We start from the raw sequence: 26573 nt of genomic DNA on the forward strand, positions 1-26573 counted from the left end.
GAAATCTTGCTGAAAAAGGTCCTGGCCCCATCGATTGGTTGGCACGCGCATGCGTTGTATTCTGCGGATTCGGTACCTCCCCACCAGGACAACATGGACCTACAGCCTGAGGAGACGGGCGATGTCACCCGCCTGCTCGCCGCCTGGCGTGCGGGCGACGCTGCGGCCCCGGACGCCCTGCTGAACCTGGTCTACCGGCAGCTGAGGAACATCGCCGCCGGTCGTCTGTCGCGCCTGAGCGTGCCGGTGCTGGACCCGACCGAGCTGGTCAACGAGGCGATGCTGCGCCTGCTCGGCGGCAACGGCCTGGACGCGCAGAACCGCCAGCACTTCTTCAGCATCGCCGCGACCGCGATCCGTTATGTGCTGGTCGACACGATCCGTCGCCAGCACGCCGACAAGCGCGGCGGCGGCGTGGTCGACGTGACCCTGTCCGGCTCCGAGCATCTGTCGGCCGCCGGCGACCGCTGGCTCGATGTCGAGGACGCGCTGCGCGCGCTGGAACAGCAAGACCCGCGCAAGTGCCGGATCGTCGAACTGATCTTCCTGATGGGCCTGAACCAGCAGGAGACGGCCGAGATCCTCGGCGTCTCGCTGACCACCGTCGAGCGCGACCTGCGCTTCGCCAAGGCCTGGCTGCGCGAACACCTGTCATGACCCCGGCGCAGTTCGGCCGGGTCGAGGAGCTGTTCCACCAGGCGCTGGAACGGCCCGCCGCCGAGCGCGCGCGGTTCCTGCGCGACAACGAGAGCGACGCGGACATCGTCGCGGCGGCCGAACGCCTGCTCGCCTGCGACGACGACGCCGCGCCGGACCCGGTCAGCGAATGCCTGACCCAGGTCGCGCGCGAAGTCCCGCTGCGCAGCATCGGCCCGTACCGGCTGCTGCGCGAGTTGGGCGTCGGCGGCATGGGCGCGGTGTTCCTGGCCGAGCGCGACGTCGCCGGCCGCGTCCAGCAGGTCGCGGTCAAGCTGCTGCACGGCATCGGCACCGCCCACAACAAGCGCCGCATGGAACGCGAGCGGGCCATGCTGGCCGGCCTCAACCATCCCAACATCGCCCGCCACATCGACGGCGGCGAGAGCGCGGAAGGCCAGCCTTACCTGGTGATGGACTACGTCGAGGGCCCGCTGCTGCCGCAGTACCTGGCCGAGGCGAAACCGTCGCTGCCGCAGCGGCTGAAGCTGTACCTGAGCCTGTGCGACGCGGTCCAGCACGCGCACCAGCGCCTGGTCCTGCACCGCGACATCAAGCCTTCGAACGTGGCGGTGCGCGCCGACGGCGCGCCGGTGCTGCTGGACTTCGGCGTCGGCGCGCTGCTGGAGGAAGGCGACAACCCCACCCATCCGCCGACCCGCGCCTTCACTCCCGGCTACAGCGCGCCGGAGCAGTACCGCGGCCAGACCGAGACCATGGCCACCGACGTGTTCGGCCTCGGCGCGCTGCTGTTCGACCTGCTGACCGGGCAACGGCTGTCGACGCTGTACCGCGGCGACGCCACCGTGCCGGCGCCCAGCGCCAGCGTCGCCGATCCGAGCCTGCGCCACCTGCTGCGCGGCGATCTCGACCGGATCGTGCGCAAGGCCACCGCCACCGATCCGGAACTGCGCTACCGCACGGTCGCGGCGCTGATGGACGACATCCAGCGCTATCTGCAGGGCCTGCCGATTTCCGCCGCGCCCGACCGGCTGTGGTACCGGGTCGGCAAGTTCGTCCGCCGCAACCGCGTCGCGGTCGCCGCCAGCGCGATGCTCGCGGTCGCCGGCACCCTCGCGGTGTGGCAGCTCAACAACGAACGCCAGCGCGCGCTGGCGGCCGAACGCGCGGCCGAGACCGAAGCGGCCAACGCCAAGGCCTCGCGCGACTTCCTCGCCTCGGTGCTGGCCGAGACCTCGCCCGAAGCGGTGCGCGGCCAGCCGATCACCATCGCCACCCTGCTCACCAACGCTGCCGCGCGGCTGCAGACCGACCGCAGCCAGAGCGAGCGCACCCGCCTGGTCGCGTGGCTGACCATCGCCGAGGTCTACGCCGACATCAACGACCCGCAGCCGGGGCTGGCGGCGATCGACGCGGCCATCGCGCTGTCGCCGCGCAAGCCGCAGCCGCAGGACCTGGAACTGCGCGCGCGCGCGTTGCACGTGCGCGGCAACCTGCTGTTGCAGCTCGAACGCCTGCCCGAAGCGCGCGCCGCGCTCGACCAGGCGATCGCGCTGCGCGAACGCCAGGGCGCGCCCGCCCCGACCCTGGCGCGGCTGTACAGCGATTACGGCAGCGTCGTGCTGCACACCTCGGACTTCGCCGCCGCGCAGCGCTACCAGCAGCGCGCGCTGCAACGCCTGGACGCGTCCGGCCAGCACGAGCCGGAGCTGCGCATGGAGATCGAGCTCGGCCTGGCGCGCAGCCTGTACTACCAGAACAAGATCGAAGATGCGGCCCGCCACCTCGGCATCGCCGAGACCATCGAGCGCGAACGGCCCGCGCGCGACGGCCTGGCGGCCTACCAGCTGCGCCGGATCGCGATGATGGTGCGCTACTCGCAGCACCGCTATCCGCAGGCGCTGGCCAACGCCGAGCAGGCGCTGCGGCTGGCCTACCGCGTCTACGGCGAGAACAGCCGGCTCACCGCCGACATGGAGCTGTACACCGCGCTGCTGCTGGACGATGTCGGGCGCTCGCGCGCGGCGCTGGCGCACTACCAGCGCTCGCAGGCGATCGCCCGCGCGCTCAAGCTCGACGACGCCGTGCTCGCCCGCGACGACGTGCGCATGGCCGCGGCCTACGCCAACCTCGGCGACCACGCGCGCGCGCAGGCGCTGACCGACTCGGCGCTGGCGCGGATGCCGGACGCCCCGGCGTACACGATGTACCGGATCATCGCCTACTACACCCGCGGCCTCTCGCTCAGCGCGCAGGGCCGCTATCCGCAGGCCCGCGCCGATTTCCAGCGCTCGCTGGAACTGGCGCGCGGCTACAAGGAGGACGTGTTCTACGGCCCGGCCTTCGTCCAGCTGCGCCACGCCCAGGGCCTGGTCGAGGCGCACCGCTTCGAGGAAGCCGCCGCCGCGCTCGAGGACGCCGAACCGGTGCTGCAGTACCGCGAACTGGAGCCGAAATCGGTCATCGTGCTGCGCTCGCTGCAGGCCGAAGTCGCGCTCAGCCGCGGCGAACTGATCGCCGCGACGCAACGCATCGACGAAGCCCTGCAACTGGCCCAGCGCCACTACCTCGCCGGCACCCTGCCGATCGCCACGGTCGAACTCGCCGCCGCGCGGATCGCGCTGCGCCGCGGCGATGCCGTACGCGCCGGCGAATTGCTGAACCGGGCCGAGCCGCTGTTGCGGCGCGAATTGCGCGCGCCTGCGCCGGCGCTGGCCGACGCCGCGCGGCTGCGCCAGGAGCTGGAGCGCGGCTCCGGGTCCGGCCCTGGGCACGATTCCCGGCACGATTCCGGGCACGACGCCGGCCGCGAATCCCGGCGCGACGCGCGCCAGGACGCGGCGCCCGCGCGCGCCGCGCCGGCGCCGCGCGGAGCCGGCGGATGAACGCGGCCGCTTGCGCCGGCTCGCGCGGCCCAATAAATTTCCATCGGCGATGACGGATTCCGCCGCCGCCCTGCGAACTCTTGATTGTTCCAACTCCGCAGCATGCGATTCGAACGCGCGCCGCGCCCAGGAACGCCATTCACCTCCCCGTGAAAGAGGAATCGACATGCGCACCACCCTTGCTTTCGCCCTGCTGATCGCCGCGACCGCGACGTTCAGCGCCCCGTCGTTCGCCCGCGAGCCGTCCTACCAGGCCTGCAGCCCGCCGTTCTCCGGCCCGCCGTTCTGCTCGCCGCCGTTCAGCCAGGTCGAGCTGTCCACCAACACCGGCAAGCGCGCCGCGACCAAGGCGCCGACCACCCAGGCGCCGCGCTCGGCACCGCAGCCGTCCACCGCCAAGAAGTGATCCGCCGCCGCGGGCGACGGGGCAGCCGCCTCGTCGCCCGGCCATGCCGAGCCGATGACGCCGTCATCGGCTTTTTTCTTGCCCGGCCCGACCGCCTCGCGCTGCGGCCGGTGCGACAATCCGCATCGTCGCCGGCGGAGAGCGCGACGACCGAACGCCGCGGATGCGCAAAGACGATCGATACGGCCGCGACGATCGCCCGGTTCCTTTCGACAAGCTCTCGATGAACACGCCTGCGCCCCAATCCCGTACCTACCTGATCACCGGCATGTCCGGCGCCGGCAAATCCTCGGTCGTGCGCGAGTTGATCGCGCTGGGTTTCGACGCGATCGACCTGGACAGCCCGCAGTGGTCGCATTGGGTCGACGCCGCCGCGGACGATGCCTTGACGCCCGAGCAAGGCCGCGACTGGGTCTGGCGCGAAGACCGCGTCGCCGCGCTGCTGGCGAAGCCGTCGCGGGCCCCGCGCTTGCTGGCCGGCACCGCTTCGAACATGGCGGCGTTCTACGACCGCTTCGACGCCGTCGTCCTGCTCAGCGCGAGCGAAGACTGCCTGCTGCAACGCCTGCGCGAACGCGGCGCCGGCGAATACGGCAGCACCCAGGCGCAACGCGCCGCGGTGCGCGAACTTATCGCGCAGGTGGAACCGCTGCTGCGCGAATCGGCCGACCTGACGCTCGACTCGTCCGGCCCGGTCGCGGCCACCGTGCGCGACTTGCTGCGCGCGCTGGATCTGACCGCCGCGTTGCCGACGCCCGGACGCTAGGACACCATCGTCGCCACCGGGCCGGCCGCGGCGCCCTGCGCGGTGCCGTCCTCGTCCGGCACCGCGGCCAGGAAGCTCGCCGACGGCGCGAAAAACAGCGTGCCGGTGACCGCGCGGCTGAAGTCCAGCAGGCGGTCGTAGTTGCCGGGCGGGTTGCCGACGAACATGTTCTCGAGCATGCGCTCGATCCGCCGCGGCTGGCGCGCGTAACCGATGAAGTAGGTGCCGAACTCGCTCTTGCTGGCGTCGCCGAACGGCATGTTGTCGCGCACGATGCTGAGCTCTTCGCCGTTCTCCTCGATCACCGTCAGCACGTTGTGCGCATACGACGGCTTGGCCGCGTCGTCGAGTTCGACGTTGGACAGCTTGTGCCGGCCGACGATGCGCTCCTGCTGCTCCACCGGCAACGATTCCCAGCCCTTGAGGTCGTGCAGGTACTTCTGCACGATCACGTAGCTGCCGCCGGCGAAATCGGCGTCTTCGGCGCCGACGATGGCCGAATCCAGCGCTTCCTGATCGACCGGGTTCTCAGTGCCGTCGACGAAGCCGAGCAGGTCGCGCTGGTCGAAGTAACGGAACCCGTGCACTTCCTCGGCGCTGGCCACCGCTTCGCCGAGCCGCGCGAGGATCTGCGCGGTCAACTCGAAGCACAGGTCCATGCGTTCGGCGCGGATGTGGAACAGCAGGTCGCCGGGCGTGGACACGGCGCGGTGCTTGCCTTCGATGGCGCGGAACGGATGCAGGTCCGCCGGCTTGGGCGCGCCGAACAAGCGTTCCCAGGCCGCGTCGCCGAAGGCCAGGATGCAGGACAAACGGCCGTCGAGATCGCGGAAACCCACCGAGCGCAGCAGCCCGGCCAGATCGGCGCACAGCGCGCGCACGGTTTGCCGATGCTGCGCTTCCGGGCGCAGGGTCACCACCAGGAACACGGCCGAACGGGTCAGGCCCGCAACGATGGGTTGGGAAACGATGGCTGCCACGGTCTGCCTCTGTGCGCTGCGAAAGGGGCCTGGATTCGACGAATGCGCGACGCGTCCGGCGCGCGCCATCGAACGGCGGATCGGCCGATCATAGCGCCGCAACCGGCGACGGCCGCGCGCCGGCCGGCCCGGCGGTTTGAGCCGCGCGCCCGGGCGATGCTAGATTCGGACCGGACCCGATACGGACAGCGAGCATGCGACAGCGAGGCGACCTTCCTGAATCTGCGCCCGGACCGGCCGGCGCCGGCGAAGACGCGGGCGCGATGGCGCCGGCGTGGCCGCGCGAGCCGATCAGCGCGCAACGCTTGCGCGACGCCGAAGTGGCGCAGGCCCAGGCCACGCTGAAGCGCGAGTTGGTGCGCGTCTACGCGCAGGCTTGCGGGGCGTGCAAGCCCAAGCAATGAAGGCGGCTGCCGGCGTCCAGGCCGGCACACTCGCGGCCCGACACCCGCGCGATCGTGCCCGCTCGGCAGTGCCTGCCCGATCAGGCCCGTCTGATCGTGCCCACCTGATCGTGCCCACCTGATCAGGCTTGCGCGCGTTGCGCCTCGCGCTCGCGCCACAGATCCCCGACCCTGACGAACCCGTAGCCCTGCGCGCGCAGCGCCGGCACCAGCTCGCGCACGATCTCGACGATGCGCGGGCGCGCGCGGCCGTGTTCGTCGTCGCCGTCGTGCAGCAGCACGATCGCGCCGGGATGGGCCTGCGCCAGCACCGCACCGGACACGCAGTCGACATGGCCGGGCGCGTCGGGTTCGAGCCAGTCGCAGGGATCGATCGACCAACCCGCGACGGTGTAGCCGTGGCGCGCGAGCAGATCGACCTGGTCGGCGCGGATTTCGCCGAACGCCGGACGGAACAGGCGCGCCGACAAGGTATCGGCGCCGGCCCGGCGCAGTTCGGCGGCCGCCGGCGCGACTTCCTCGTGCAGCAGCGCGTCCGCGCCCAGGCCGCTGGCGTCGGCGTGGCTCATCGAATGGTTGGCCAGTTCGTGGCCGTCGGCGAGCATGCGCGCGCTCAGCCACGGCACCGCGCGCAGCAGGCGGCCGACGCAGAAGAAAGTCGCCGCGACCTCGAGTTCGCGCAGCGCCGCCAGCAGCGCCGGCGTGGCCTGGCCCGGCCCGTCGTCGAAGCTCAGCGCGATCGCGCGCCGGCGCGGCAGGCCGCGGCCGAGATAGGCGCGCGGGCGTTGCGCGAGGAAAGCGTGATAGTCCATGCGCGCCTCAGCGGGTCATCCAGCTCTTGCGGCCGCCGCGCAGTTCGTCGAGCAGGCCGATCAGGTTGGCCGGCAGCAACAGCGCGTCGATGACGGTGTTGTAGACCGACACCAGCAGCAGGTCGGGCAAGCCCAGTTGCAGGCGTTCGCGCGCGTGCAGCACCGAAACGAAATTGAGCGCGGCCATCAGCAGCCAGTTCAGCGCCGCCACCGCCAGCAGCGCGTGGCTGCGGTAGAACAGCGCGCCGGCGATCAGCAACAGCAGGGTCGGCGCCAGCGCCGACTGCGCCCACAGCAGCCACCACGGCAGCATCTTCATGGTCCGCGCCCACGAGATCCCCCAGGCCACCCGGAACGATTCCAGGCGCCCGCGCGCCCAGCGCCGACGCTGGCGGAACAGCCCCATCAACGTGGTCGGGCAGATCGTGTAAGCGATCGCGTCCGGCGCGTAGGCGATGGAATAGCCGTGGGCGAGCGCGCGCCAGGTCCAGGCGATGTCCTCCACCAGCCACTCGCCCCAGCCGCCGAGTTCGCGGATGACCTGGGTGCGGTGCAGCGAGAACGCGCCGGCGACGACGTTGACCGAACCCAGCTTGCTCTGCACATAGCGGATCGCCGCCAGAGCGCCGATGTGTTCGTAGAACTGCAATCGGTGCAGCCACGACTGGTGGCGGCCGGCCGGCACGATCAGCCCGCAGGCCGCGGCGTGGCGCGGCGACGCGTACAAGGCCTCGACCGCGCTGCGCAGCGCGCCGGGCGCGATCACGGTATCGCTGTCGATCACCGTGACCACGTCCGAATCCGGCGACAGCCGCGGCAAGGCCGCGTCCAGCGCCAGGCCCTTGGCGCCGCCGTTGCGCTCGCGCGCGATGAACTCGTAGCGCTTGCCGCGCGGCTGCGCCAGCCACTGCGCGACCGCGGCGGCGGTGGCGTTGGTGGAACCGTCGTCGACCAGCAGCACCTCGACCGGGCCGGGGTACTCGCTGCGCTCGATCGACTCCAGCGTGCACAGCAGCGAGCGTTCGGGTTCGTTGTAGAACGGCACCAGGATCGACACGAACGGATAGCGCGCCAGCGCGCGCGGCGGCGGCTGCCGCAGCCGCCGCCAGCACGCCCAGCCGGCCAGGAACAGCAGGCAGGCGAACAGGATCAGGGTGGAGAAGCCGACCACGCCGGTCAGCACGAACTGGCTGAGGACGAGGTGGTCGAGCGCGAGCGCGTCGAGGACGAATCGGCCGAAGCCGGGGCGATCGGGAACGAACGTATTGGGCATGGGGCGCGCGCATCCGGCGAACGCGAACGCGGCGGCGCGGCGCTGGCGCGCGCGACGCTGCGTTTCGCAAGGGTCTGGTTTGGCAGACCGGACGCGTCGATACGGGCCGCGCGAAGCGGACCCGCACGCCAGGTGCTGAAGCGGACAGGCAAAGCGGACGAAACGACTGCGGTGGGGGAACGCTTGCGGATGAAACGATTCGCGGGCGTCGTGCATGCGCTGCATCGCGACGGCGATTCGGTTCCAGGCGCCGTCCGCGCGGCGCGAGCGCGATGCATGGCCGCGCTTTCGCAAGCAAGAATGAAAGCTGGGCACGATTTAATCTGTGACGCCGCCATGCAGTTCCGCGAAACCCGCGCGTGTTCGCGCTCGACACGCGTTCGCGCATGGGAGAAGAATCGACGCGCCCCGTCCGCGCCGAGCCCACCTCATGCCGAGCACCGCTTCCGCTTCCGATCCCGTCGCCTCCGATCCCGCCGCCTTCCGTCCGCGCTTCGACATCGGCGCGCAGCGCATGGACTGCGGACGCGAGCCGCACGTGGACACCCACCAGGCCGCCGACGAGCGCGCGAGCTGGCCGCTGCTGGATTACTCCGATTGCGAACCGACCGACGACCAGGCCGCGATCAATCGCTGGCTGCAAGGCGCGTCCCTGGACGGCGCCGACGTGTTGCACGTGGGCACCGGCAATTCCTCGGTCGCGCGCTTGCTCGACGGCCGCGCGCGGGTGGTCTCGGTGACCGTCGCCCGCGGCGAGTTCGAGCACGCCCAATCGCTGGGCCTGCACGACTACCGCGTGCACCTGCTCAACAAGCACGGCATGGAGTTCGGCGAGCGCTTCGCCGCGGCCAGCTTCGACTGCATCCTCGACAACAACCTGGCCAGCTTCGCCTGTTGCCAGCGCCACCTCGAACGCTATTTCGACGCGCTGACGCGGCTGTTGCGGCCGCAGGGTTTCGTGCTCACCCATTGGCAGGGCATGCAGTGGACGCTGGACGTCGGCGTGGACGACGTCGAGCCGGTGTGGCGCCTGGACGCGGACAAGCTCGAAGCCATCGCCGCCGCGTTCGGGCTGGCGACGGTGCGCGAAGGCGAGCTGTTCTTCCTGCGCCGCGCGGCGCGCGGCTGAGCGCGCCCGGATGCGCACGCGCCGGAAGCGTCCGGCCGCGCGGCTGTGGCGGATCGGCCGGCGCGACCCGCGCCCGCGCTGGCTGCTGCTCGACAACCTGATCACCACCTTCGGCGCCGCGTTCACCCTGATCGCGCTGCCGTTCCTGGTCATGCGCCTGAGCGGCCGCGCGCTCGACCTCGGCGCGACCGCGGCGATCGAGGCGCTGCCGAGCCTGCTGTTGCTGTTCTGCTTTCGCGGCGCGCTCGACCGCATCGACCCCGCTCGCCTGCTGTGGTGGTGCCGCGCCGCGTATGTGCTGATCAACGCCACGCTCGCCGTCGCCACCTGGACCCAGGCCATCACCCTGCCGCTGATCTACGCGCTGGCCCTGATCGGCGGACTGGTGTGGGCGGTGGCTTACCCCGCCGGCCGCGCCTGCTTCGGGCTGTACCTGCGCCGCGGCCTGCTGGCGCCGGCCAACGCGGTGTTCGCGGTCGCCTCCAGCGTGGCGATGATGGCGATGCCGATGCTCGCCGGCGGCCTGATCCTGGCCTCTTCCGGCCCGCACGCGCTGGCCGCGGCATTCGCGCTGGATGCGCTGTGCGTGGCCGCGTCGCTGCCGCTGCTGGCGGCGCTGCGCCGGCGCGGGCCGGCGCGCGGACGCGATCCGGCTACGCCGGCGGCGGCGCCGATGTCGGCCGCGAATCCGCCGCCACGCGCCGCCCGCGACATTCCGCGCAGCTACTACCTTTATCTGCTCGCCAGCACCGTGCTCGCGTTCGGACCGGTGCAGATCCTGCTGCCGGTGCTGCTCGTGCAACGCCGCGATCCGGCCTATCTGGCGATCTACGCCGCCCAGTTCGCCGGTATCGCCCTGGCCGCCTCGGCCGCCGCGCGGCGGGTGCCGACGGAGATCGCCGACACCCTGCGCGGCGTGGTGCTGTGCTGGATCGGCGCCGCCTGCGCCTACGCCCTGCTCGGCGTCGCGGCCGACGCGCCCAAGGGCGTCGCGCTGGTGGCGGCGTTGCTCGGCTTCGGCGCGCTCGCCGCGGCCTCGAACCACTACGGCATCCGTTCGCTGTCGTGGCTGCAGCGCAGCGCCGATCCGCGCCGCATGGGCCGCGAGATGACCTGGTTCTCGGCCGCGACCATGGGCGCGATGCCGCTGTCCTCGCTCGCCGTCGGCCTGGCGGTGGATCGCCTGCGCTGGAGCGGCGCCGCGCACGCGCTCGCCGCGGCCACGGCGCTGGCCGCGCTCGCGGCCGCGCCGCACCTGTTGCGCCTGCGACGCCGCGCGCCGCAGCGCGCGCAGGACCCAGCGACCGCGCCGCCGCTCGCCAGCGGCGGCACGGCCAACCACTGAGCGCGCCTCAGGACGCGGTCTTCGCTCCGCTCGGCGCGCGCGCGCACGCGGGCGCCTCGGCGCCGGCCAGGCGCTTGGGATCGGGCTTGCAGGCATAGCCCTGGCCGCCGGTCCCGACCGGCTCGGTGCCGACCCGCTCGTAGGCGTCGATCAGGATCGGCTTCAGCGACACGTTCTGCGGCGTATAGGCCAGGCGCCCGGCCCTGGGCTGCCACGGAACCGCGCAGGTGGTGGCGCCGGCCGGGTCGGTCTGCACCAGATACACATCCTGCGGATCGCCGCCGCCGTCGCGGTCGATGAAGGTGCTGCCGGCCAGCAGCAGACGGTCCGGCGCCTTGAGGTCGATCGACACCAGCATCTCGCGCCCGGCGCCGAAGTAGTACGGCGTCGCCGCCGGCAGCAGGGTCGAAGTGCGCGCGCCGAGGGCGGCGCCGAACTCGGGCGCGCCGCGGGTCGCGGCGATCGCCAGGAGGCTGTCGTCGCTGCTGCGGTCCAGCGCTTCGACCACGTCGTAGGCGCGGATCGAGGTGGTCTTGGGATCGGACCAGAACGCCTGCGCCAGCACCTTGCAGCCGGCCGATTCGAACCGCGCCAGATAGACCTGGGTGGCGCCGTCGGCGGGATTGGACTGCAGGCCGACCAGCGCCGACTGGCCGAAGTAACCCGGCGCGCGCAGCGCGGCGATGCCATGGAACAGGCCGTGCAGCTTGTCGGCGTTGTTGAGCGTGCTCGCGCACACCGGCGCGCCGCCTGCGTCGGTGCGCAGCAACAGCGCGCCCATCAGGCCGGCGCCGTTGGTGGTGTTGCCGGCCACCACCAGGTCGTCGGCGAGCCCGGTCGCGGCGACGTTCTGCGCGAGCGCGCGCAGGCGCACCTCCGGCCAGCGCGAGCCGCCGTCGTAGAACTGGTTCCACAGCAGCCCGCCGCCGGCGTCCAGCCGCGCGATGCGGCCGAACTTGCGGCGCGCGTCGCGGCTGGTTTCCTCGCCGACCAGGTACAAGGTATCGCCGCGGTCCGGCGCGCTCTCGATCAGGTCCAGCCCGACCGCGTTCTGGCCTTCGACCCGGTTGCCGAGCACGCTGGTCCAGGCCGGCCGGCCTTCGCAATCGACCTGCAGCACGTAGATGCGGTCGCTGCCGTCGCCGTACTGGACCGCGCCGGTGACGGCGAAGCCGCGGCCGCTGCTGAGTTCGATCACCGCCTCGCCGCGGCTGCGCTTGCTGCCGCCGATGTAGTAGGCCGCCTGCCAGATCAGGTTGCCGTTGTCGTCGGCGCGGCTGAGCTGGGCCAGTTGGGTGTCGCCGGCCAGGCGGGTGCCGACGGTGATCGAACCCGGGCCGCAGGCGCGGGTCGCCTTCACGTCCCAGCCCGAATCGGCCGGCTCGGGATCGCCGTAATAGGCCTCGAAGTTCTGCGCCTGGGCGAGCGGCGCGGCCAGCAGCAGGGAAATCGCCAGCGCCAAAGCGCGGCGGCGCGAACCGGAAGAGCTACGTTCCATCGTGTCCATGTCGGCCTCGTGTGCGGAGACATCCGCGAAGGGGCCGGCGCGCCGCGCGGACGCGCCAGCGATGCGTGAGCGGGCAGGCCGGACTGATCGACGAAAGGCCTGCGCGGACGCCGCAGCCGCACGGACGGCGCATCGCGCGATGGCGGCGCGCCTGGCATGAGCGTTCGCGTCTCGACCTTAGCGCCGCGGCGCGCGGCGGCGTAGGACCGTTGCGGGCAGGAAACGGGACGCGCCGGGAAGCTTTCGCAGCGCGCGCGGGCACGGGCTGCGACGTGGGTGGCGGTTCGGCGTTAAAGCGCGCGGTGGGTCACGCGGGAGGTCATGGCGGGTTCGCGGGGGCTCGCGGCGTCGGCGGTTCCAGCGGCATCGGCTATCGCAGCGGCGTCGGCGGTCGTATTGGCGCGGTCGCGGCTTGCGCCGCTCCTACAGGTCGCCCATGTAGGAGCGGCGCGAGCCGCGACCGCGAACTTTCACGCTTGCGGCGCGATCTACTTCGCCTCGCCCAGCAACTCGACCTCGGCCAGTTCGATCCCGCCCGCGCCCTCGCCCACCAGCCGCAGCCGATAACGCGCATACGCCGCCGGCGCAGCGATCGCGAACGCGCGGGTCTGCCGCCGCCACGCGAACGCCTGGTCGCGGCGCTCGTCCAGCGTGGTCCACTGCTGGCCGTCGTTGGAACCCTGCAAGGCCCAGGCCGCGGCGTCGCCGGGCTTGTCGGACGAGGTCAGCGTGTACAGCCGCACCGTCGCCGGCGTCTTGAAGTTCCACGCCAACAGCGGCATCGGCGCGTTCAGGCGCGCCGACGTGGTGGCGTCGTCGTCGAACAGCGCCGCGGTCTGCTTGGCGTTCAAGCCGGCGACGCTGGCGTTGTCGCGCCGCGCCAGATCGCGCCAAGGGCGTGGCGGTTCGCCGTCGGCGCTCAGCGATTCGGGCAGCGCCTGCGCCGCGCTGCCCCAGTTCGACGGGATCGGCCCCATCCGGAACTCCAGCAACGCGCCCTGCGCCAGCCGCGCGTGCGGCAGGGTCAGCCGCTCCCACGGCTCGCCGTCGATCTTCAGCGACTGCACGTAGCGATTGCGCGCGCTCACGCCCGGCGCGAGGATCTCGATCCGCTTGCCGTTCTCCAGGGCGATGCTCATGCGTTCGAAGCGCGGCGCGCCGATCACGTACTCCGGCGAGCCCATCCGCAGCGGGTAGAAACCGGCGGCGCTGAACAGCCACCACGCCGACATCTCGCCGTTGTCCTCGTCGCCCGGATAGCCCTGGCCGATCTCGCTGCCGGCGTACAGCCGGTCCATGATGTCGCGCACTTTCTCCTGGATCCGCCACGGCTGCCCGGCCATCGCGTACATGTACGGAATGTGGTGCGAGGGCTGGTTGCTGTGGCCGTACTGGCCCATGCGCACGTCGCGCGCTTCCAGCATTTCGTGGATGACGCCGCCGTAGCTGCCGGTCTCGAACGTGCCCGGGGTGGCGAAGAACAGGTCGAGCTTGTTGCCCAGCGCGGTGCGGCCGCCGTACAGCGACGCCAACCCGGCGCCGTCCTGCGGCGCGTGGAAGGCCATGTTCCAGGCGTTGGTCTCGGTGTAGTCGCCGCCCCAGCGGGTCGGTTCGAATTCGCTGTCGGTGTAGCGCCAGCGGCCGTCGCGGTGGCGGCCGACGAAGAAGCCCAGGCGCGGATGGAACAGGTTGACGTAGCCGAGCGCGCGGTTGCGGTAATAGGCCGCGTCGTCGGCGTAGAGCGCGCGGTACGGATCGTCGGCGCCGGCCTCGCTCGCCAATGCGCCGGCCAACTGGCCGATGGCGAAGTCGTTGATGTAGCCGTCCATCGACCACGACAGCCCCTCGTCGGCGCTGGTGTCGGTGTAGCCGCGGAACAGCGCGCGCTCGATGCCCTTGCGCCCGGCGCCGGCCAACGGGCTGACCGTGGCCGCGTTGCGGATCGCCGATTGATAGAAGCCGCGCACGTCGAAATTGCGCACGCCCTTGAGCCAGGCGTCGGCGAAGGCCACGTCCGAACTGGTGCCGACCATCAGGTCGGCGTAGCCCGGCGAGGACCAGCGCGCGATCCAGCCGCCGTCGCGGTATTGCTGGACGAAGCCGTCGATCATCTCGCCGGCGCGCGTCGGCGTCAGCAGCACATAGGCCGGCCAGGCGGTGCGGTAGGTGTCCCAGAAACCGTTGTTGACGTAGACCCGCCCGTCGACGATGCGCGCGCCGCTGCGCTCGGCGGTGCTGTCGGCCGGCGCCGGCACGAACGGGCTCGCGTACTGCCAGCGCGGCTGCTGCGCGCTGCCGGTGTTCTCGCTGGCGTTGTTGGGATACAGGAACAGGCGATAGAGATTGGAATACAGCGTGACCCGCTCGTGCTCGGGCGCGCCGCCGACCTGGACGAGGCCCAACTGCGCGTCCCACGCCGCCTGTGCGCGTTCGCGCACGCGCTCGAAGTCGTCGTCTTCGCCGATCTCCAGTTCCAGATTGCGCTGCGCCTGCTGCAGCGAGATCAGCGAGGTGGCGATGCGCATCGTCACCTGGCGGCCGCGGCCCAGCTCGAAGCCGTACCACGCCGAGACGCGGTCGCGCCCGGCCGCGCGCGGCAGCCGCTCGCCTTCGCGCACCGGCCGGTCGAAGCGCGCATGGAAATACAACCGCCCCGCGCCGGCGGAGAGCTTGCTCTTGTTCTCGGTCCAGCCGCTGAGCGTGCCGGCCTCGCGATCCAGGACGATGTCGCCGTGCTCGTCGCGCTGGTCGAACAACAGCCGCCCGCTGGCGCCGGGGAAGGTGAAACGCAGCATCGCGGCGTGGTCGGTCGGGGTCATCTCGGCGACCATGCCGTTGTCGAAGCGCACCCGGTAGTAATCCGGACGCGCGGTCTCCTGATCGTGACCGAAGCTCAGCGCACGCTTGCCGCGGTCGAACTCGACCGCACCCTCGCCGGGCGCCGGCAGGATGTGGAACGCCTGGCGGTCGCCCATCCACGGGCTGGGCTCGTGCGACAACGCCAGCGCTTCCAGGCGCGGACGGTTGGCCTCGCCGTTGCGCTCCTGGTACTGGTAGATCCAGTGCGAGCCGGCGTTGGTGGTCGGGGTCCAGAAATTGAAGCCATGCGGCAACGCCACCGCCGGGAAGTTGTTGCCGCGCGAGAAGCGCGCGTTGGAATTGCTGCCGCGACGGGTGTCGACGAATTCGCTGGGATGCTTGGCGGCGAGCTTGTCGAGCTCCTTGTCCTTGCGCGCGCGCGCCGGCTCGATCCGCACATCGTCGAGGTAACCGCCGTAACGCGCGCCGAGCGCGCCGTCGTGGACCAGCACGATCCGGCGCACGCGCTTGCCGGCGGCGACCTCGCCGATGCGCGCGGCGACCGCGTTCCACTGGTCCGGATACAGCAGCCGCGCCTCGCCCTGGCCGCGCGCGCTCAGCGCGAAGCCGTAGCGATCGGTCGCCTTGAGCTGGGACAAGCGGCTGCCATCGTCGAACTCCAGATCGAGGGCGACGAAGGTGGAGGCGTAGCGCAGGTCGTCGAGCTGGCCCGCCTTCGCATCCAGTTGCCGCGCCGACAGCGGGAACAGCCGATAGGACAGCTCGCTGTCCTTGCCGACCGGAACATCGACCTCGAACACCAGCGCGCGCTGCTCGCCGCCGCCGCTGCCGTCGAAACGCAGCGAGCGCAGGCCGGTGAAGCCGGCATCGGGCTTGGCGGTCAGCGCCGCGGCCGCGGGCGGTCCGCCGGCCGCGACCAGGCGCGGCGCGCTGTCGGCGATCAGCGACGGCGCCGGTTCGGCGGGTTCGAACGAACTCCAGAAGCCGCGCGTCTTGCCCACGGCATGCGCGCTCGACATCGCGGCCAAGGCCGCCGCCAGCAGCGTCGCCGTGACGACCGCGCGCCGGCCTGGGCGCGTTTCCGCCGCTGGGCTGCGCCTTATCGGAGCAGCCACGGCCGCGTTGCATGCCCGCAACGCCGGCAGCAGCGAGCCCGCCGAAATCCGCACTTTCGACCTGAGCACTTCCGACATCCGCGCCTCCTCACCGAACGGCACGATCGCCGCCGCCACCCCGCATTCATTCGATTTGAATCGATCTAAAAGCGCATTGTCAAACCGCGGCGCAGCATGATCGACACCCTCTTCACCGGATAAAAATACAATCAAAACAACGGCTTGAATTACGACAACCCGACGCCGCCCTCACCTACTTGGCACAGCTTTTGCGTCAACGTCTCAAACTGTGATTTTCTTCACATTTTTTGAGCCACCCTGTTCGTGCCCGTCCTCAACGGAACCCGGTCCCCATGCCGATACAGCGTCCTATTGCCCTCGCCGTCGCGCTCGCGGCGGTGATCGCAACCTGCCCTTCAACGTCAGTTTTTGCCGCAACACGTCATAATTCGCAGCCCTCCCCCGACGATCCCATCCCGGAGATCGAGCGTCTGCGCGCGCAACGGCAATGGCTGCCCGCGCTGGGCCGGATCGAAGCGGCCCAGGCCGCGCGCCCCGGCGACGACCGTCTGTACCGGCTGCAGGTGCTGACCCTGGCCGATCTCGGCGGCGCCGAGCGCGCCTGGACGCTGGCCCAGGCCCGGCCGCAGTTGTTCGACGCCGCCGAGCACCAGCGTCTGAACGCCGACCGCTTCGCCCGCCGGGTGCTGTGGGGCACCGGCTATCCGCAGAGCGAGACACAGCGCCTGGACGAGATGCGCCAGGCGCGCGACCTGCTCGCGCAGCAACGCGCCGCGCAGACGCCGGAGCAGCAGCGCGCCGACCTGCGCACGCGCTTCGACGAACTGATCATGCTCAACCACCTGGAGCGCCACGCCGAGGTGGTCGAGCGCTATCGCGCGCTGCAGGCCGAGAACGTCGAGATCCCGATGTACGCGCTGGCCAAGGTCGGCCAGTCGCTGCTCGCGGCCAAGCATCCGGAAGAAGCCGCGACGGTGCTGGAGACAGTCACCCGGCAGTGGCCCGAGGACGAAGACTCGCAGTTGCAGCTGGCCTATGCCTATTCGGAAAGCGAGCGCTTCGCCGACGCCGACGCGCAGCTGGAAAAGATCAAGCAGGCGCAGCCGGCGTTCGTGCGCGTGCCCGGCGCCAAGCAAAGCCACCAGAACTGGCGCCACTACGACGCCGACAGCCAGCAGGCGATGATCGGCCTGTACGGCGAAGACACGGTCGGCGCGCAACGGCGCCTGGAGCAGATGGCCCGGATCGGCCCGAGCAATTCCGGCCTGCAGTCCGACCTGGGCGTGCTGTACCAAAAGCGCGGCTGGACCGACCGCGCGCTGGAACGCTTCCGCATCGCCCAGACCCTGGAACCGACCAACGTGTCCGCGCGCGTCGGCCAGGTCGGCGGCCTGCTCGAACACAACCGCGTCGACCTGGCCCGGCCGATCCACGACGAACTGCTGCAAAACCGCGCGCGCGACGTCCAGGTCGAGCAGATGGGGCGCTCCTGGGACAGCCGCCTGGGCTGGCAATGGCAGGTCTCCACCACGTTCGGCCGCAGCGATTCCGACGGCGACCGCGGCGCCACCGCCTCGCCGCTGGGTTCGCGCGACGCGACCCACAAGGTCGAAGTCGCCAGCCCCCTGATCGGCGACCGCTGGCGCCTGACCGCGCACGCGCAGGACGCCTGGGCCGACTATGAAAACGGCGCCGGCAAGGACCGCGTGCACGACCGCCGCGCCGGCGTCGGCGCGCTGTACGCCTACGACCGCCTGACCGTCGGCTTCGGCGTGGACCGCAGCAACGACCGCTGGCTGCCCAGCGGCGACCGCACCGGCTATTACCTCGATGCCGGCTGGCGCTTCAGCGACGTCCTGCAAGGCACCGCCGCGTGGTACGCGACCACGCCGGACGCCTCGCTGCAGGCGCGCCGCGCCGGCCTGCACGCCGACGCGCTGAGCCTGGGCCTGCGCTGGACCCCGAGCGAGCGCAGCTCGCTGGCGGCGACCGCGCAGCAACTGCGCTACAGCGACGACAACACCCGCACCGCGTTCGGCCTCAGCGGCGCGCAGCGCCTGTACACCCGCCCGCACCTGCTGATCGACGGCCTGGCCGACGTCTACGCCAGCCGCGCCAGCCGCACCGGCGCCGACATTCCCTACTTCAACCCCAGCCGCGACGGCTCGCTCAACCTCGGCCTGCGCATCGACCACCTGGCCTGGCGCCGCTACGAGCGCCACTTCCGCCAGCGCCTGACCGTGCAGGCCGGGCCTTATTGGCAGGAGAACTTCGGCAGCCACTGGGTGCCGCAGGTGCGCTACGAACACGAATGGCGCTTCGGCACCGGCCGGGTGCTGGATTACGGCGTGAACTGGTCGCGCCCGGTCTACGACGGCATCCGCGAAGACCGCCTGGGTTTCGACCTGAGTTTCCGCTGGGGTGAACAATGATCATGAGCCACGCATCCGTCCGCGCCGCGCTGCGCCGCGCCTTCGCCGCCGCGCTGCTGGCGCTGCCGCTGGCCGCCCTCGCCGCGCCCGCCGCGCAGGCGCCCGAGGACAAGGACTACAGCGCCGCCGAAGCCGCGCAACGCGAGAACCGCGGCGACCAATTGCTGGTGCTGAGCTACCACGACGTGCGCGACGACGTCGCGCGCAAGGGCGACCCCGACGCCTACGCGGTCAGCACCCAGAACTTCGCCGCGCACCTGGACTGGCTGGCCGGCCACGGCTACCACCCGGTCGCGCTGAGCGATGTGATCAAAGCCTCGCGCGGCGAGAAGAAGCTGCCGCCCAAGGCGGTGCTGCTGACCTTCGACGACGGCCTGCGCAGCATCTACACCCACGTGTTCCCGCTGCTGCGCGCGTACAACTACCCGGCGCTGATGGCGGTGGTGACCGGCTGGGTCGACCTGCCGCGCGACCAGCAGGTCGACTACGGCCCGCGCATGTTCACCCACGACGACTTCGTCACCTGGGACCAGTTGCGCGAGATGCAGGCTTCGGGCCTGATCGAGATCGCCTCGCACAGCGACAACCTGCACCGCGGCATCACCTCCAACCCGCAAGGCAACACCATGCCGGCGGCGATCACCCGCGAATGGGACGCCAAGGCGCAGCGCTACGAGACCGAGGCACAGTACCTGGAACGCGTGCGCCGCGACCTGGCCGCCAGCGCCGACAAGATCAAGCGCGAACTCGGCGTGTCGCCGCAGTCGGTGGTGTGGCCGTACGCGGCCTACAACAGCCAGACCAACGACCTCGCCGACAAGCTCGGCATGACCGTCACCTTCGACCTGGAAGGCCGCCACCAGACCGTCGGCCGCGACCTGCACGGCCTCGCCCGCCTGCTGGTGTTCGACAACCCCACGGTCAAGGACCTCACCTACGAACTGCGCCACGACGAGGAACTCGACGGCGTGCGCGCGCTGCAGGTCGACCTGGACTACGTCTACGACGCCGACCCGGCGCAGCAGGCGCGCAACCTCGACAAGCTGATCGAGCGGGTCAAGCAGGTCGGCCCCAGCCACGTGTTCCTGCAGGCCTTCGCCGACCCCGACGGCAACGGCTCGGCCGACGCGATGTACTTCCCCAACCGCCAGCTGCCGATGCGCGCGGACCTGTACAACCGCGTCGCCTGGCAGCTCAAGACCCGCGCCAACGTCAAGGTGTTCGCGTGGCTGCCGGTGCTCGGCTTCGAACTGCCGGACAAGGCGCTGGACGCGCAACTGGCGATCAAGGCCAGCAACCCGGCCGAGACCCACCGCCTCAATCCGTTCGACCCGCGCACCCGCGAGATCGTCGCGCAGATCTACGAAGACCTCGCCGTCAGCGGCTACACCGAGGGCCTGCTGTTCCACGACGACGCCCTGCTGCGCGACGACGAACTGCGCGGCATCGCCCCCGACGCGCCGGCCGCGCGCACCCAGGCGCTGATCGACTTCACCCATGCGCTGACCCGCGCCGCCGGCAAGTGGCGGCCGAAGCTGATCACCGTGCGCAACCTGTTCGCCGGCCCGGTGCTGCAGCCCAAGAGCGAAGCCTGGTTCGCCCAGGACCTGGCCGCGTTCAACAACGCCTACGACTACACCGCGGTGATGGCGATGCCGTGGATGGAGAACAGCCGCGACCCGCAGCGCTGGATCGACCAGTTGGTGGCCAAGGTGAAAGCCTCGCCGCGCGGCCTGTCGCGCACCATCTTCGAGCTGCAGACCGTGGACTGGCGCGACAACAGCAAGCCGATCCCGGCCGCGCAGCTCAAGCGCATCGTCCACCGCCTGCAGGCCGACGGCGCGCGCCACCTGGCGTGGTACCCGGACGACTTCATCGCCGACCGCCCATCCACCTCCGACGCGCGCGAGATCCTGTCCGCGCGCGGCTTCCCTTACATCGAGAAGTAGGCCGCTGAACCGCCCACCAGAGCAGCCCGCCCACAGCAGACCGCCTCTTCGAATCCACCAACGGCGCGCGGCCAGGACCGGCCGCCGCCGAGGGAGCGTCGCCCCGCCATGAACCCAACCACCAGCCCCGTGCTGACCGCGCTGTTCCAGTTCGCGTTCTTCTATCCGATCGTGATGTCGTTCTTCTGGATCGCCGGCGGGCTGTACTACTACTTCCGCCGCGAGCGCGCCTCGCGCGGCCGCACCGACCCGCCGCCGCTGGACGCGGCGCCGTTCGTCAGCATCCTGATCCCCTGCCACAACGAAGGCGACCACGTCCACGAGACCCTCGGCGCCGCGCTGGCCCAGCGCTACCCGGACTTCGAGGTCATCGCGATCAACGACGGCAGCCGCGACGACACCGGCGAGCAGCTCAACCGCCTCGCCGCGATCCACCCGCGCCTGCGCGTGGTCCACCTCGACCGCAACCTGGGCAAGGCCAACGCCATGCGCATGGGCGCGCTGGCCGCGCGCTCGGAATACCTGGTGTGCATCGACGGCGACGCGCTGCTCGACGAGTACGCGACCCACTGGATGGTCTGGCACCTGATCTCGGGCGCGCGCGTCGGCGCGGTCACCGGCAACCCGCGCATCCGCAACCGCTCGACCTTGCTGGGCCGTCTGCAGGTCGGCGAGTTCTCCTCGATCATCGGCATGATCAAGCGCGCCCAGCGCGTGTACGGCCGCATCTTCACCGTGTCCGGGGTGATCTGCGCGTTCCGGCGCAGCGCCCTGCACCGCATCGGCTACTGGTCCGACAGCATGGTGACCGAGGACATCGACATCAGCTGGCGCCTGCAGCTCGACCACTGGGACATCCGCTACGAACCCAACGCGATGTGCTTCATCCTGATGCCCGAAACGCTCAAGGGCCTGTGGAAACAGCGCCTGCGCTGGGCCCAGGGCGGCGTCGAGGTGCTGATGCGCCACAGCCGCGACCTGTTCTCATGGCGCAAGCGGCGCATGTGGGCGGTGATGGCCGAGTACGTGGCCAGCGTCGCCTGGGCCTACATCATGGCGCTGATCATGGCGCTGTGGGCGATCGGCCTGTTCGTCGACCTGCCGCCGCAGCTGCGCGTGACCACCCTGCTGCCGTCGTGGCACGGCGTGATCCTGGCGCTGATCTGCCTGCTGCAGTTCGCCGCCAGCATCATCATCGACCGCCGCTACGAAACCGGGGTGGGCCGCAACTACTACTGGATGATCTGGTACCCGATGGCCTATTGGCTGTTGAGCTTCTTCACCACCGTCACCGCGGTGCCCAAGGCGCTGCTCAAGCGCCGCGGCACCCGCGCGACCTGGGTCAGCCCGGACCGGGGGCTGCGATGAGCAACGGCAACGAGCGCACGCCCGGCACCGGCGGCGACACCCCCAATGGCGACAACAACGGCAGCGCGGCGCCGCCGCGCGGCGCCGGCACCGGCCGCGCCGCCGAGGGCTTCAGCCGCCCCAGCCACAGCACCGCCGCGCCGCCGGCCGCGCCGCCCAAACCCGACGACACCGCAAAGCCGGTCTCGCACAAACACGACTCGCGCCTGATCCAGAAACCGGCGATGCAGCATCCGCTGCCGCGCACGCTGTGGGGCGTGGTCACCGGCGCGTTCTGGCTGGTGTACCTGTATTTGTGGATGCCGGTGCTGACCCTGGTGCTGTGGCTGCTCGGCATCCGCACCGTCGCGTCCGAGCTGTACCTGCGCACCCACGAAGTCGACCCGTTCCTGATGCTGATCCTGCCGGCCACCGCCGCCGCGGTGGTGGCGCTGCTGCTGATCTGGGCCGAGTACAACCGCTGGCGCTTCGCCGGACGCGACGGCGAACGCCGCAGCCGCCTGGCCGACGTCGCCATCGACGAAGTCGCGCAGGCGCTGGGCGCCAGCGACGAAGTCGCGCAAGCGCTCAACGCCGGCCGGATCAGCGTGCTGCACATGGACCCCAACCACGCCGTGCCGCTGGGCGTGACCGCGGTGACGCCGACCCCGCCCGCACAGCACCCGTTCCCGCCGCTGGCGCCCAAGCCGCGCTTCACGCGCACCGCCGCCGCGCCCGGCAACACCTGGCTATTGGCCGTGGCGCTGGGCGCGATCGCGCTGGTGATCGGCGTGCTGATCGTGGTCTCGCACGGCTACCGCCAGATCGAAACTTCGGCGCCGGTGCACGGCCTGGAAGGCGCGCCGGGCCTGGACCGCCCGGCTCTGGGCGACGGCGAGGAAGGCTCGCGTTTCGTCGATCCCGCCACCAAGGCCGGCGACGAAGCGGCGGCGGACGACGCCGCGCCCGCCGCGAGCGATCCGCAAACCGCCACCGCCCAGCAAGCGCGCGAAGCCAAGAAGCGCCGCGACAACGAAGCGCGCGCGCGGCGCAAGCCCGCCGCCGACAACGCCCGGCCCAAGCCGCTGCCCGGCTTCAGCCCGAAACCGGCCTACCCGCTCGATGCGTTGCGCCAATGGGAAGGCGGGCTGGTGACCTTGCGCGTGCAGGTCTCGGCCCAGGGCGATGCGACCAAGGTCGAAATCAGCCGCCGCAGCGGCTATCGCGCGCTCGACCGCGCCGCGGTCGACACGGTGCGGCGCTGGAAGTTCTCGCCGGCGGTGCGCGACGGCAAGCCGGTGGCGGCGGTGGTGTTCGTGCCGGTGGAGTTCAAGCCCGGCCAGTGACGGCGGCGGGCCGCGGCGCGCGAGCGCGGGCGCCGATGCGCCGGCTCGCGCGCAAGCGCGCCGCGCGACCGGTCCGCGCACCGCGCGCCGGCCTCGCGATCCGTGCCGGCCGCAACGCGCGAACCGCGACGCGCGGCGTGCTTGCGCGTGAGCCGGCGTGAGGAACCCGACCGTTGTGAGCGCAGTCACGACGACCGCGAAAGCCGCGGGCTACGGTTCGCCCAAGCGCGAAGGCCCGCAGCCGATGGATCGAGATGGCGGTCGTCCCCTACCCCAACCCGCTCGCTTGCGCGCAGCCCGTCGAACCCGCCCCGCGCATCGCCGCCGCATCGCTGCCGCAGGACGCCGTCCTGGCCGCGGCGGTCACCCGCTGGTTGCGCGAGCAAGGCGTCGACGTCGGCGGCTGGCCGCAGCCGCAACGCCTCGCCGGCGGCATGTCGCACCTCACCTACCGCCTGCGCTACGACACTCACGACCTGGTGCTGCGCCGGCCGTTGCAAGCGCACGGCGGCCTGCAGCGCATGCGCCGCGAATTCCTGCTGCAAACCGCGCTCGCCGCGCATTACCCGGTGCCCGCGATGCTGCGCCTGTGCGCCGACCCGGCCGTCGCCGGCGCGCCGTTCTACCTCATGGCCCACGTGCCCGGCCTGGTGCCGCGCCGGCGCTCGTTCGCGGATACGGCGCTGAGCGCGGACCAGGCCCGGCAAGCCTGCACGAACTTCCTCGACACACTCATCCAACTGCACCGCATCGATCCGCGCGCGCTGGGCCTGAGCGACACCGTGCTCGCGCCGCCCAGCGCCCATCACCTGCGCAAGCTGCTGACCCACTGGCTGGGCCGCCACGCCCGCCTCAAGACCTGGCACACGCCCGACCTGCGCGCGATGGGGCAATGGCTGATCGACCGCGCTCCCGCGCGCCAACCCGCCTGCCTGCTGCACAACGACTGGCGGCTCGACAACCTGGTCTTCGACCGCGACTGCCCGAGCCGCATCCGCGCCGTGCTGGATTGGGAATTCGCCGGCCTCGGCGACCCGCTGATGGACCTGGGCATCGTGCTGTCGTACTGGATCGAACCCGGCGACCACCCGCTGATGCGCCGCTACCAATGGCAGCCCTCGCACCTGCCCGGCATGCCCAGCCGCGACGAACTCGTCGAACGCTACTTCACCGCCACCGGCTGCAGCGACCGGGACTGGACCTACTGCCAGGTGTTCGGCTGGTTCCGCTACCTGCTGGCGCTGCAGGAACTGCACCTGCGCCACGCGCTCCAGGGCGGCGAGGAAAAAGCCTTCTTCACCGGGGTGTGGGCGCTGATCCACTACCTGCACTGGAAATGCCGCGCGCTGATGCGGCGCGGCTGACCGGCGGTGGCGATGCGCAGCTGGCACGAACGCCTGCTCGGCGACCTGTCCGGATCGCTGCGGCGGCTCGCGTTCCTGCCCGAAGCGTGGCGCTACCGCATCGTGTCCACCGCGCTGGGCCGGCAGAGCCGCTACTTCCACACCCACCGCCTGCGCATCGTCCACATCGCCCCGTGCCGGATCAGCATCGGCGCCGCGAACCACCGCAGCCTGCGCAATCGCGCCGGCGCCGTGCACGCGATGGCGGCGAGCGTGGCCGGCGAATACGCCGCCGCGCTGGTGGTCGCGCAACACCTGCCGCGCGGCGCGCGGCTGCTGGTCAAGAGCGTCCACGCCGACTTCCGCGCGCCGCTGCGCGGCGACGTGCAAGCGCAGGCCTGCATCGACCCGGCGCAGATCGGCGCGGCCTGCGCCGGCGCCGGCGGCCGCCTGCGGGTGGCGATGAAAGTGATCGACGCCACCGGCAAGGCGCCGGTGCGCGGCCACGTCGACGTGGTCTGGTCGTCCCCATCGTCCACCCAGGACACCGCGCCATGAACGCCGCTGCCCAAGCCGCGCCGCGCACCGCCGCCCGCCTGCCCGGCCTGACCCTGCTGGCCGCGTGCTTCGGGTTCATGGTCGTGCAACTCGACGTCACCATCGTCAACCTGGCGCTGCCGACGCTGGCCGCGGACCTCGCCAGCGAGCTGCCCGACCTGCAATGGGTGATGGACGCCTACACCCTGATGTTCGCCGCGTTGCTGCTGTCGGCCGGCGCGCTGAGCGACCGCATCGGCGCGCGCCGCAGCTTCCTGCTCGGCCTCGGCGGTTTCCTGCTCGCCTCGCTCGGCTGCGGCCTCGCCGCCAGCGCCGCGCAACTGATCGCCGCGCGCGCGGGCCAAGGCCTGTTCGCCGCGCTGATGGTCCCGTCCTCGCTCGCGCTGCTCAACCACGCCTTCGCCCACGACCCGCCCAAACGCGCGCGCGCCATGGCCGTGTGGACCGCGTCCGGCGCCGTCGCCGCGACCCTGGGCTCGGTCGCCGGCGGCGCGCTGCTGCAATCGCTGGGCTGGCGCAGCATCTTCCTCGTCAACCTTCCGATCTGCGCGATCGGCATCGCCCTGGCCTGGCGCATCGCCGAAACCCCGCGCCGGCCGGAGCGCCGTTTCGACATCGCCGGACAACTGCTGGCCGTCGCCGCATTGGCCGGGCTGATCGCCGCGATCATCGAACTGCCGCGCCTCGGCCCCGGCCATCCGATCGTGCTCGGCGCCGCCGCCACCGCCATCGTCTGCGCCCTCGCCTTCGCGGTGGAATCGCGAACCCACGAACCGATGCTGCCGCTGGCCTTGTTCCGCCTGCCCGGCCTCAGCATCGCCCTGCTGACCGCCATCGCCGTGGCCGTCGCCTACTACGCCCTGCTGTTCGCGATGAGCCTGTACCTGCAACAGCGCGCCGGCTACACCCCGTTCCAGGCCGGCCTCGCCTACGTACCGCTGGCCGCGTCCTTCATCGCCGCCAACCTGCTCAGCGGCCGGCTGCTGGCCCGGCGCGGCTTCCGCTTCGCGCTGCTGCTCGGGCTGTTGCTGTGCGCCGCCGGCTTCGCCTGGCTGAGCCGGCTCGCGCCCGGCGACCACTACGCCTGGATCCTGCCCGCGTTCATCGCGATCCCCGCCGGCATGGGGCTGGCGATGCCGGCGACCACCACGCTGGTGCTGGCCAGCGTCGAACGCTCGCTGTCGGCGACGGCGGCGGCGGTGCTCAATGCATCGCGGCAGACCGGCGCGGCGCTGGGGGTGGCGGTGTGCGGGTTGTTGTTGATCGGCGACGGCGGCCTGGGCGTCGGTCTTCGGACCGTCTGCCACGTCGCTGCAGGGGTATTGCTAGCCGCCGCGGTTCTGGCGTGGACGTGCCTCCCTGCGACAGGCGCCGCGAAGCCCGCCACGACATAAGCCGCAGCGCCGTTTGTCCGCCGAGCAATGGACGCGTCGTGGACCCGATATCCCATACGATGCAGGGCCGCCCCATCCTCACCG

General features: G+C 71.4%; 20 protein-coding genes. 15 read left to right on the forward strand and 5 right to left on the reverse strand.

The window, feature by feature from the left end; genetic code table 11:
- Nucleotides 1-93 precede the first annotated feature (93 nt).
- The 4 genes from JHW41_RS15800 to JHW41_RS15815 all read left to right on the forward strand — a co-directional run bounded on the left by JHW41_RS15800 (nucleotide 94) and on the right by JHW41_RS15815 (nucleotide 4714).
- Nucleotides 94-657, forward strand: coding sequence for an ECF-type sigma factor (locus tag JHW41_RS15800; RefSeq protein WP_057947119.1), 564 nt, complete (start codon nucleotides 94-96; stop codon nucleotides 655-657).
- Nucleotides 654-3542: a protein kinase domain-containing protein gene (locus JHW41_RS15805; RefSeq protein WP_250443307.1), complete on the forward strand. Its 2889-nt coding sequence runs from the start codon at nucleotides 654-656 to the stop codon at nucleotides 3540-3542. Before JHW41_RS15800 ends, JHW41_RS15805 begins: the two co-directional genes overlap by 4 nt.
- Nucleotides 3543-3708: 166 nt before the next feature.
- Nucleotides 3709-3948, forward strand: a complete 240-nt coding sequence (locus JHW41_RS15810) for a hypothetical protein (protein WP_123648696.1) — start codon at nucleotides 3709-3711, stop codon at nucleotides 3946-3948.
- Between the two features lie 223 nt (nucleotides 3949-4171).
- Nucleotides 4172-4714, forward strand: coding sequence for an AAA family ATPase (locus JHW41_RS15815; protein WP_250443310.1), 543 nt, complete (start codon nucleotides 4172-4174; stop codon nucleotides 4712-4714).
- On the opposite strand, the gene JHW41_RS15820 is transcribed toward JHW41_RS15815, so the two are convergent.
- Entirely contained in the window at nucleotides 4711-5694 is a 984-nt protein-coding gene (locus JHW41_RS15820) for a Dyp-type peroxidase (protein ID WP_250443312.1), read from the reverse strand. The genes JHW41_RS15815 and JHW41_RS15820 overlap by 4 nt on opposite strands.
- Before the next feature lie 194 nt (nucleotides 5695-5888).
- On the opposite strand from JHW41_RS15820, the gene JHW41_RS15825 reads away from it, so the two are divergent.
- The gene (locus JHW41_RS15825; RefSeq protein WP_138884855.1) at nucleotides 5889-6098 is read left to right on the forward strand and encodes a hypothetical protein; all 210 of its coding nucleotides are present in this window, start codon (nucleotides 5889-5891) and stop codon (nucleotides 6096-6098) included.
- 122 nt (nucleotides 6099-6220) lie between these two features.
- Here the strand turns inward: JHW41_RS15825 and JHW41_RS15830 are convergent, their stop codons facing one another.
- A complete protein-coding gene (locus tag JHW41_RS15830; protein WP_057947115.1) occupies nucleotides 6221-6910 on the reverse strand; it encodes a polysaccharide deacetylase family protein in 690 nt (229 codons plus the stop codon).
- 7 nt (nucleotides 6911-6917) lie between these two features.
- Nucleotides 6918-8183: a glycosyltransferase family 2 protein gene (locus tag JHW41_RS15835; protein WP_158229893.1), complete on the reverse strand. Its 1266-nt coding sequence runs from the start codon at nucleotides 8181-8183 to the stop codon at nucleotides 6918-6920.
- 430 nt (nucleotides 8184-8613) lie between these two features.
- Between JHW41_RS15835 and JHW41_RS15840 the strand changes: the two genes are divergently transcribed.
- Nucleotides 8614-9312: a methyltransferase domain-containing protein gene (locus JHW41_RS15840; protein ID WP_250443314.1), complete on the forward strand. Its 699-nt coding sequence runs from the start codon at nucleotides 8614-8616 to the stop codon at nucleotides 9310-9312.
- A gap of 10 nt (nucleotides 9313-9322) precedes the next feature.
- Nucleotides 9323-10657: an MFS transporter gene (locus tag JHW41_RS15845; RefSeq protein WP_250443318.1), complete on the forward strand. Its 1335-nt coding sequence runs from the start codon at nucleotides 9323-9325 to the stop codon at nucleotides 10655-10657.
- A gap of 7 nt (nucleotides 10658-10664) precedes the next feature.
- On the opposite strand, the gene JHW41_RS15850 is transcribed toward JHW41_RS15845, so the two are convergent.
- Entirely contained in the window at nucleotides 10665-12164 is a 1500-nt protein-coding gene (locus JHW41_RS15850) for a hypothetical protein (RefSeq protein WP_250443320.1), read from the reverse strand.
- A 488-nt stretch (nucleotides 12165-12652) separates the two neighbouring features.
- Nucleotides 12653-16003 (reverse strand): GH92 family glycosyl hydrolase, encoded by a 3351-nt coding sequence (locus JHW41_RS15855; RefSeq protein ID WP_250443323.1) that lies wholly within the window; start codon nucleotides 16001-16003, stop codon nucleotides 12653-12655.
- On the opposite strand from JHW41_RS15855, the gene JHW41_RS15860 reads away from it, so the two are divergent.
- The 8 genes from JHW41_RS15860 to JHW41_RS15895 all read left to right on the forward strand — a co-directional run bounded on the left by JHW41_RS15860 (nucleotide 15978) and on the right by JHW41_RS15895 (nucleotide 26489).
- The gene (locus tag JHW41_RS15860; RefSeq protein ID WP_250443325.1) at nucleotides 15978-16277 is read left to right on the forward strand and encodes a hypothetical protein; all 300 of its coding nucleotides are present in this window, start codon (nucleotides 15978-15980) and stop codon (nucleotides 16275-16277) included. The genes JHW41_RS15855 and JHW41_RS15860 overlap by 26 nt on opposite strands.
- A gap of 175 nt (nucleotides 16278-16452) precedes the next feature.
- The gene (pgaA, locus tag JHW41_RS15865; protein WP_250443328.1) at nucleotides 16453-18552 is read left to right on the forward strand and encodes a poly-beta-1,6 N-acetyl-D-glucosamine export porin PgaA; all 2100 of its coding nucleotides are present in this window, start codon (nucleotides 16453-16455) and stop codon (nucleotides 18550-18552) included.
- A gap of 2 nt (nucleotides 18553-18554) precedes the next feature.
- Nucleotides 18555-20501 carry a poly-beta-1,6-N-acetyl-D-glucosamine N-deacetylase PgaB gene (gene pgaB, locus JHW41_RS15870; RefSeq protein ID WP_250443330.1) on the forward strand — a complete coding sequence of 649 codons (1947 nt, stop codon included), beginning with the start codon at nucleotides 18555-18557 and terminating at the stop codon, nucleotides 20499-20501.
- 108 nt (nucleotides 20502-20609) lie between these two features.
- Nucleotides 20610-21869: a poly-beta-1,6-N-acetyl-D-glucosamine synthase gene (pgaC, locus tag JHW41_RS15875; RefSeq protein ID WP_057947108.1), complete on the forward strand. Its 1260-nt coding sequence runs from the start codon at nucleotides 20610-20612 to the stop codon at nucleotides 21867-21869.
- Nucleotides 21866-23194 carry a poly-beta-1,6-N-acetyl-D-glucosamine biosynthesis protein PgaD gene (gene pgaD, locus JHW41_RS15880; protein ID WP_250443333.1) on the forward strand — a complete coding sequence of 443 codons (1329 nt, stop codon included), beginning with the start codon at nucleotides 21866-21868 and terminating at the stop codon, nucleotides 23192-23194. Before pgaC ends, pgaD begins: the two co-directional genes overlap by 4 nt.
- 254 nt (nucleotides 23195-23448) lie before the next feature.
- Nucleotides 23449-24558 carry a phosphotransferase family protein gene (locus tag JHW41_RS15885; RefSeq protein ID WP_250443335.1) on the forward strand — a complete coding sequence of 370 codons (1110 nt, stop codon included), beginning with the start codon at nucleotides 23449-23451 and terminating at the stop codon, nucleotides 24556-24558.
- Between the two features lie 12 nt (nucleotides 24559-24570).
- Nucleotides 24571-25095 (forward strand): DUF4442 domain-containing protein, encoded by a 525-nt coding sequence (locus JHW41_RS15890; RefSeq protein WP_250443338.1) that lies wholly within the window; start codon nucleotides 24571-24573, stop codon nucleotides 25093-25095.
- Entirely contained in the window at nucleotides 25092-26489 is a 1398-nt protein-coding gene (locus tag JHW41_RS15895) for an MFS transporter (RefSeq protein ID WP_250443341.1), read from the forward strand. The genes JHW41_RS15890 and JHW41_RS15895 overlap by 4 nt, the downstream gene beginning before the upstream one ends.
- The last annotated feature ends 84 nt before the right edge of the window (nucleotides 26490-26573 follow it).

Origin of the sequence: Lysobacter enzymogenes, from assembly GCF_023617245.1 — a bacterium.
Lineage (GTDB): Bacteria > Pseudomonadota > Gammaproteobacteria > Xanthomonadales > Xanthomonadaceae > Lysobacter > Lysobacter yananisis.

What these genes read in the sequence shown, in the direction of transcription:
- JHW41_RS15800 (WP_057947119.1), top strand. Translation starts at nt 94, where the DNA reads ATGGACCTACAGCCTGAGGAGACGGGCGATGTCACCCGCCTGCTCGCC.
- JHW41_RS15805 (WP_250443307.1), top strand. Translation starts at nt 654, where the DNA reads ATGACCCCGGCGCAGTTCGGCCGGGTCGAGGAGCTGTTCCACCAGGCG.
- JHW41_RS15810 (WP_123648696.1), top strand. Translation starts at nt 3,709, where the DNA reads ATGCGCACCACCCTTGCTTTCGCCCTGCTGATCGCCGCGACCGCGACG.
- JHW41_RS15815 (WP_250443310.1), top strand. Translation starts at nt 4,172, where the DNA reads ATGAACACGCCTGCGCCCCAATCCCGTACCTACCTGATCACCGGCATG.
- JHW41_RS15825 (WP_138884855.1), top strand. Translation starts at nt 5,889, where the DNA reads ATGCGACAGCGAGGCGACCTTCCTGAATCTGCGCCCGGACCGGCCGGC.
- JHW41_RS15830 (WP_057947115.1), bottom strand. Translation starts at nt 6,910, where the DNA reads ATGGACTATCACGCTTTCCTCGCGCAACGCCCGCGCGCCTATCTCGGC.
- JHW41_RS15835 (WP_158229893.1), bottom strand. Translation starts at nt 8,183, where the DNA reads ATGCCCAATACGTTCGTTCCCGATCGCCCCGGCTTCGGCCGATTCGTC.
- JHW41_RS15840 (WP_250443314.1), top strand. Translation starts at nt 8,614, where the DNA reads ATGCCGAGCACCGCTTCCGCTTCCGATCCCGTCGCCTCCGATCCCGCC.
- JHW41_RS15845 (WP_250443318.1), top strand. Translation starts at nt 9,323, where the DNA reads ATGCGCACGCGCCGGAAGCGTCCGGCCGCGCGGCTGTGGCGGATCGGC.
- JHW41_RS15850 (WP_250443320.1), bottom strand. Translation starts at nt 12,164, where the DNA reads ATGGACACGATGGAACGTAGCTCTTCCGGTTCGCGCCGCCGCGCTTTG.
- JHW41_RS15855 (WP_250443323.1), bottom strand. Translation starts at nt 16,003, where the DNA reads ATGTCGAGCGCGCATGCCGTGGGCAAGACGCGCGGCTTCTGGAGTTCG.
- pgaA (WP_250443328.1), top strand. Translation starts at nt 16,453, where the DNA reads ATGCCGATACAGCGTCCTATTGCCCTCGCCGTCGCGCTCGCGGCGGTG.
- pgaB (WP_250443330.1), top strand. Translation starts at nt 18,555, where the DNA reads ATGAGCCACGCATCCGTCCGCGCCGCGCTGCGCCGCGCCTTCGCCGCC.
- pgaC (WP_057947108.1), top strand. Translation starts at nt 20,610, where the DNA reads ATGAACCCAACCACCAGCCCCGTGCTGACCGCGCTGTTCCAGTTCGCG.
- pgaD (WP_250443333.1), top strand. Translation starts at nt 21,866, where the DNA reads ATGAGCAACGGCAACGAGCGCACGCCCGGCACCGGCGGCGACACCCCC.
- JHW41_RS15885 (WP_250443335.1), top strand. Translation starts at nt 23,449, where the DNA reads ATGGCGGTCGTCCCCTACCCCAACCCGCTCGCTTGCGCGCAGCCCGTC.
- JHW41_RS15890 (WP_250443338.1), top strand. Translation starts at nt 24,571, where the DNA reads ATGCGCAGCTGGCACGAACGCCTGCTCGGCGACCTGTCCGGATCGCTG.
- JHW41_RS15895 (WP_250443341.1), top strand. Translation starts at nt 25,092, where the DNA reads ATGAACGCCGCTGCCCAAGCCGCGCCGCGCACCGCCGCCCGCCTGCCC.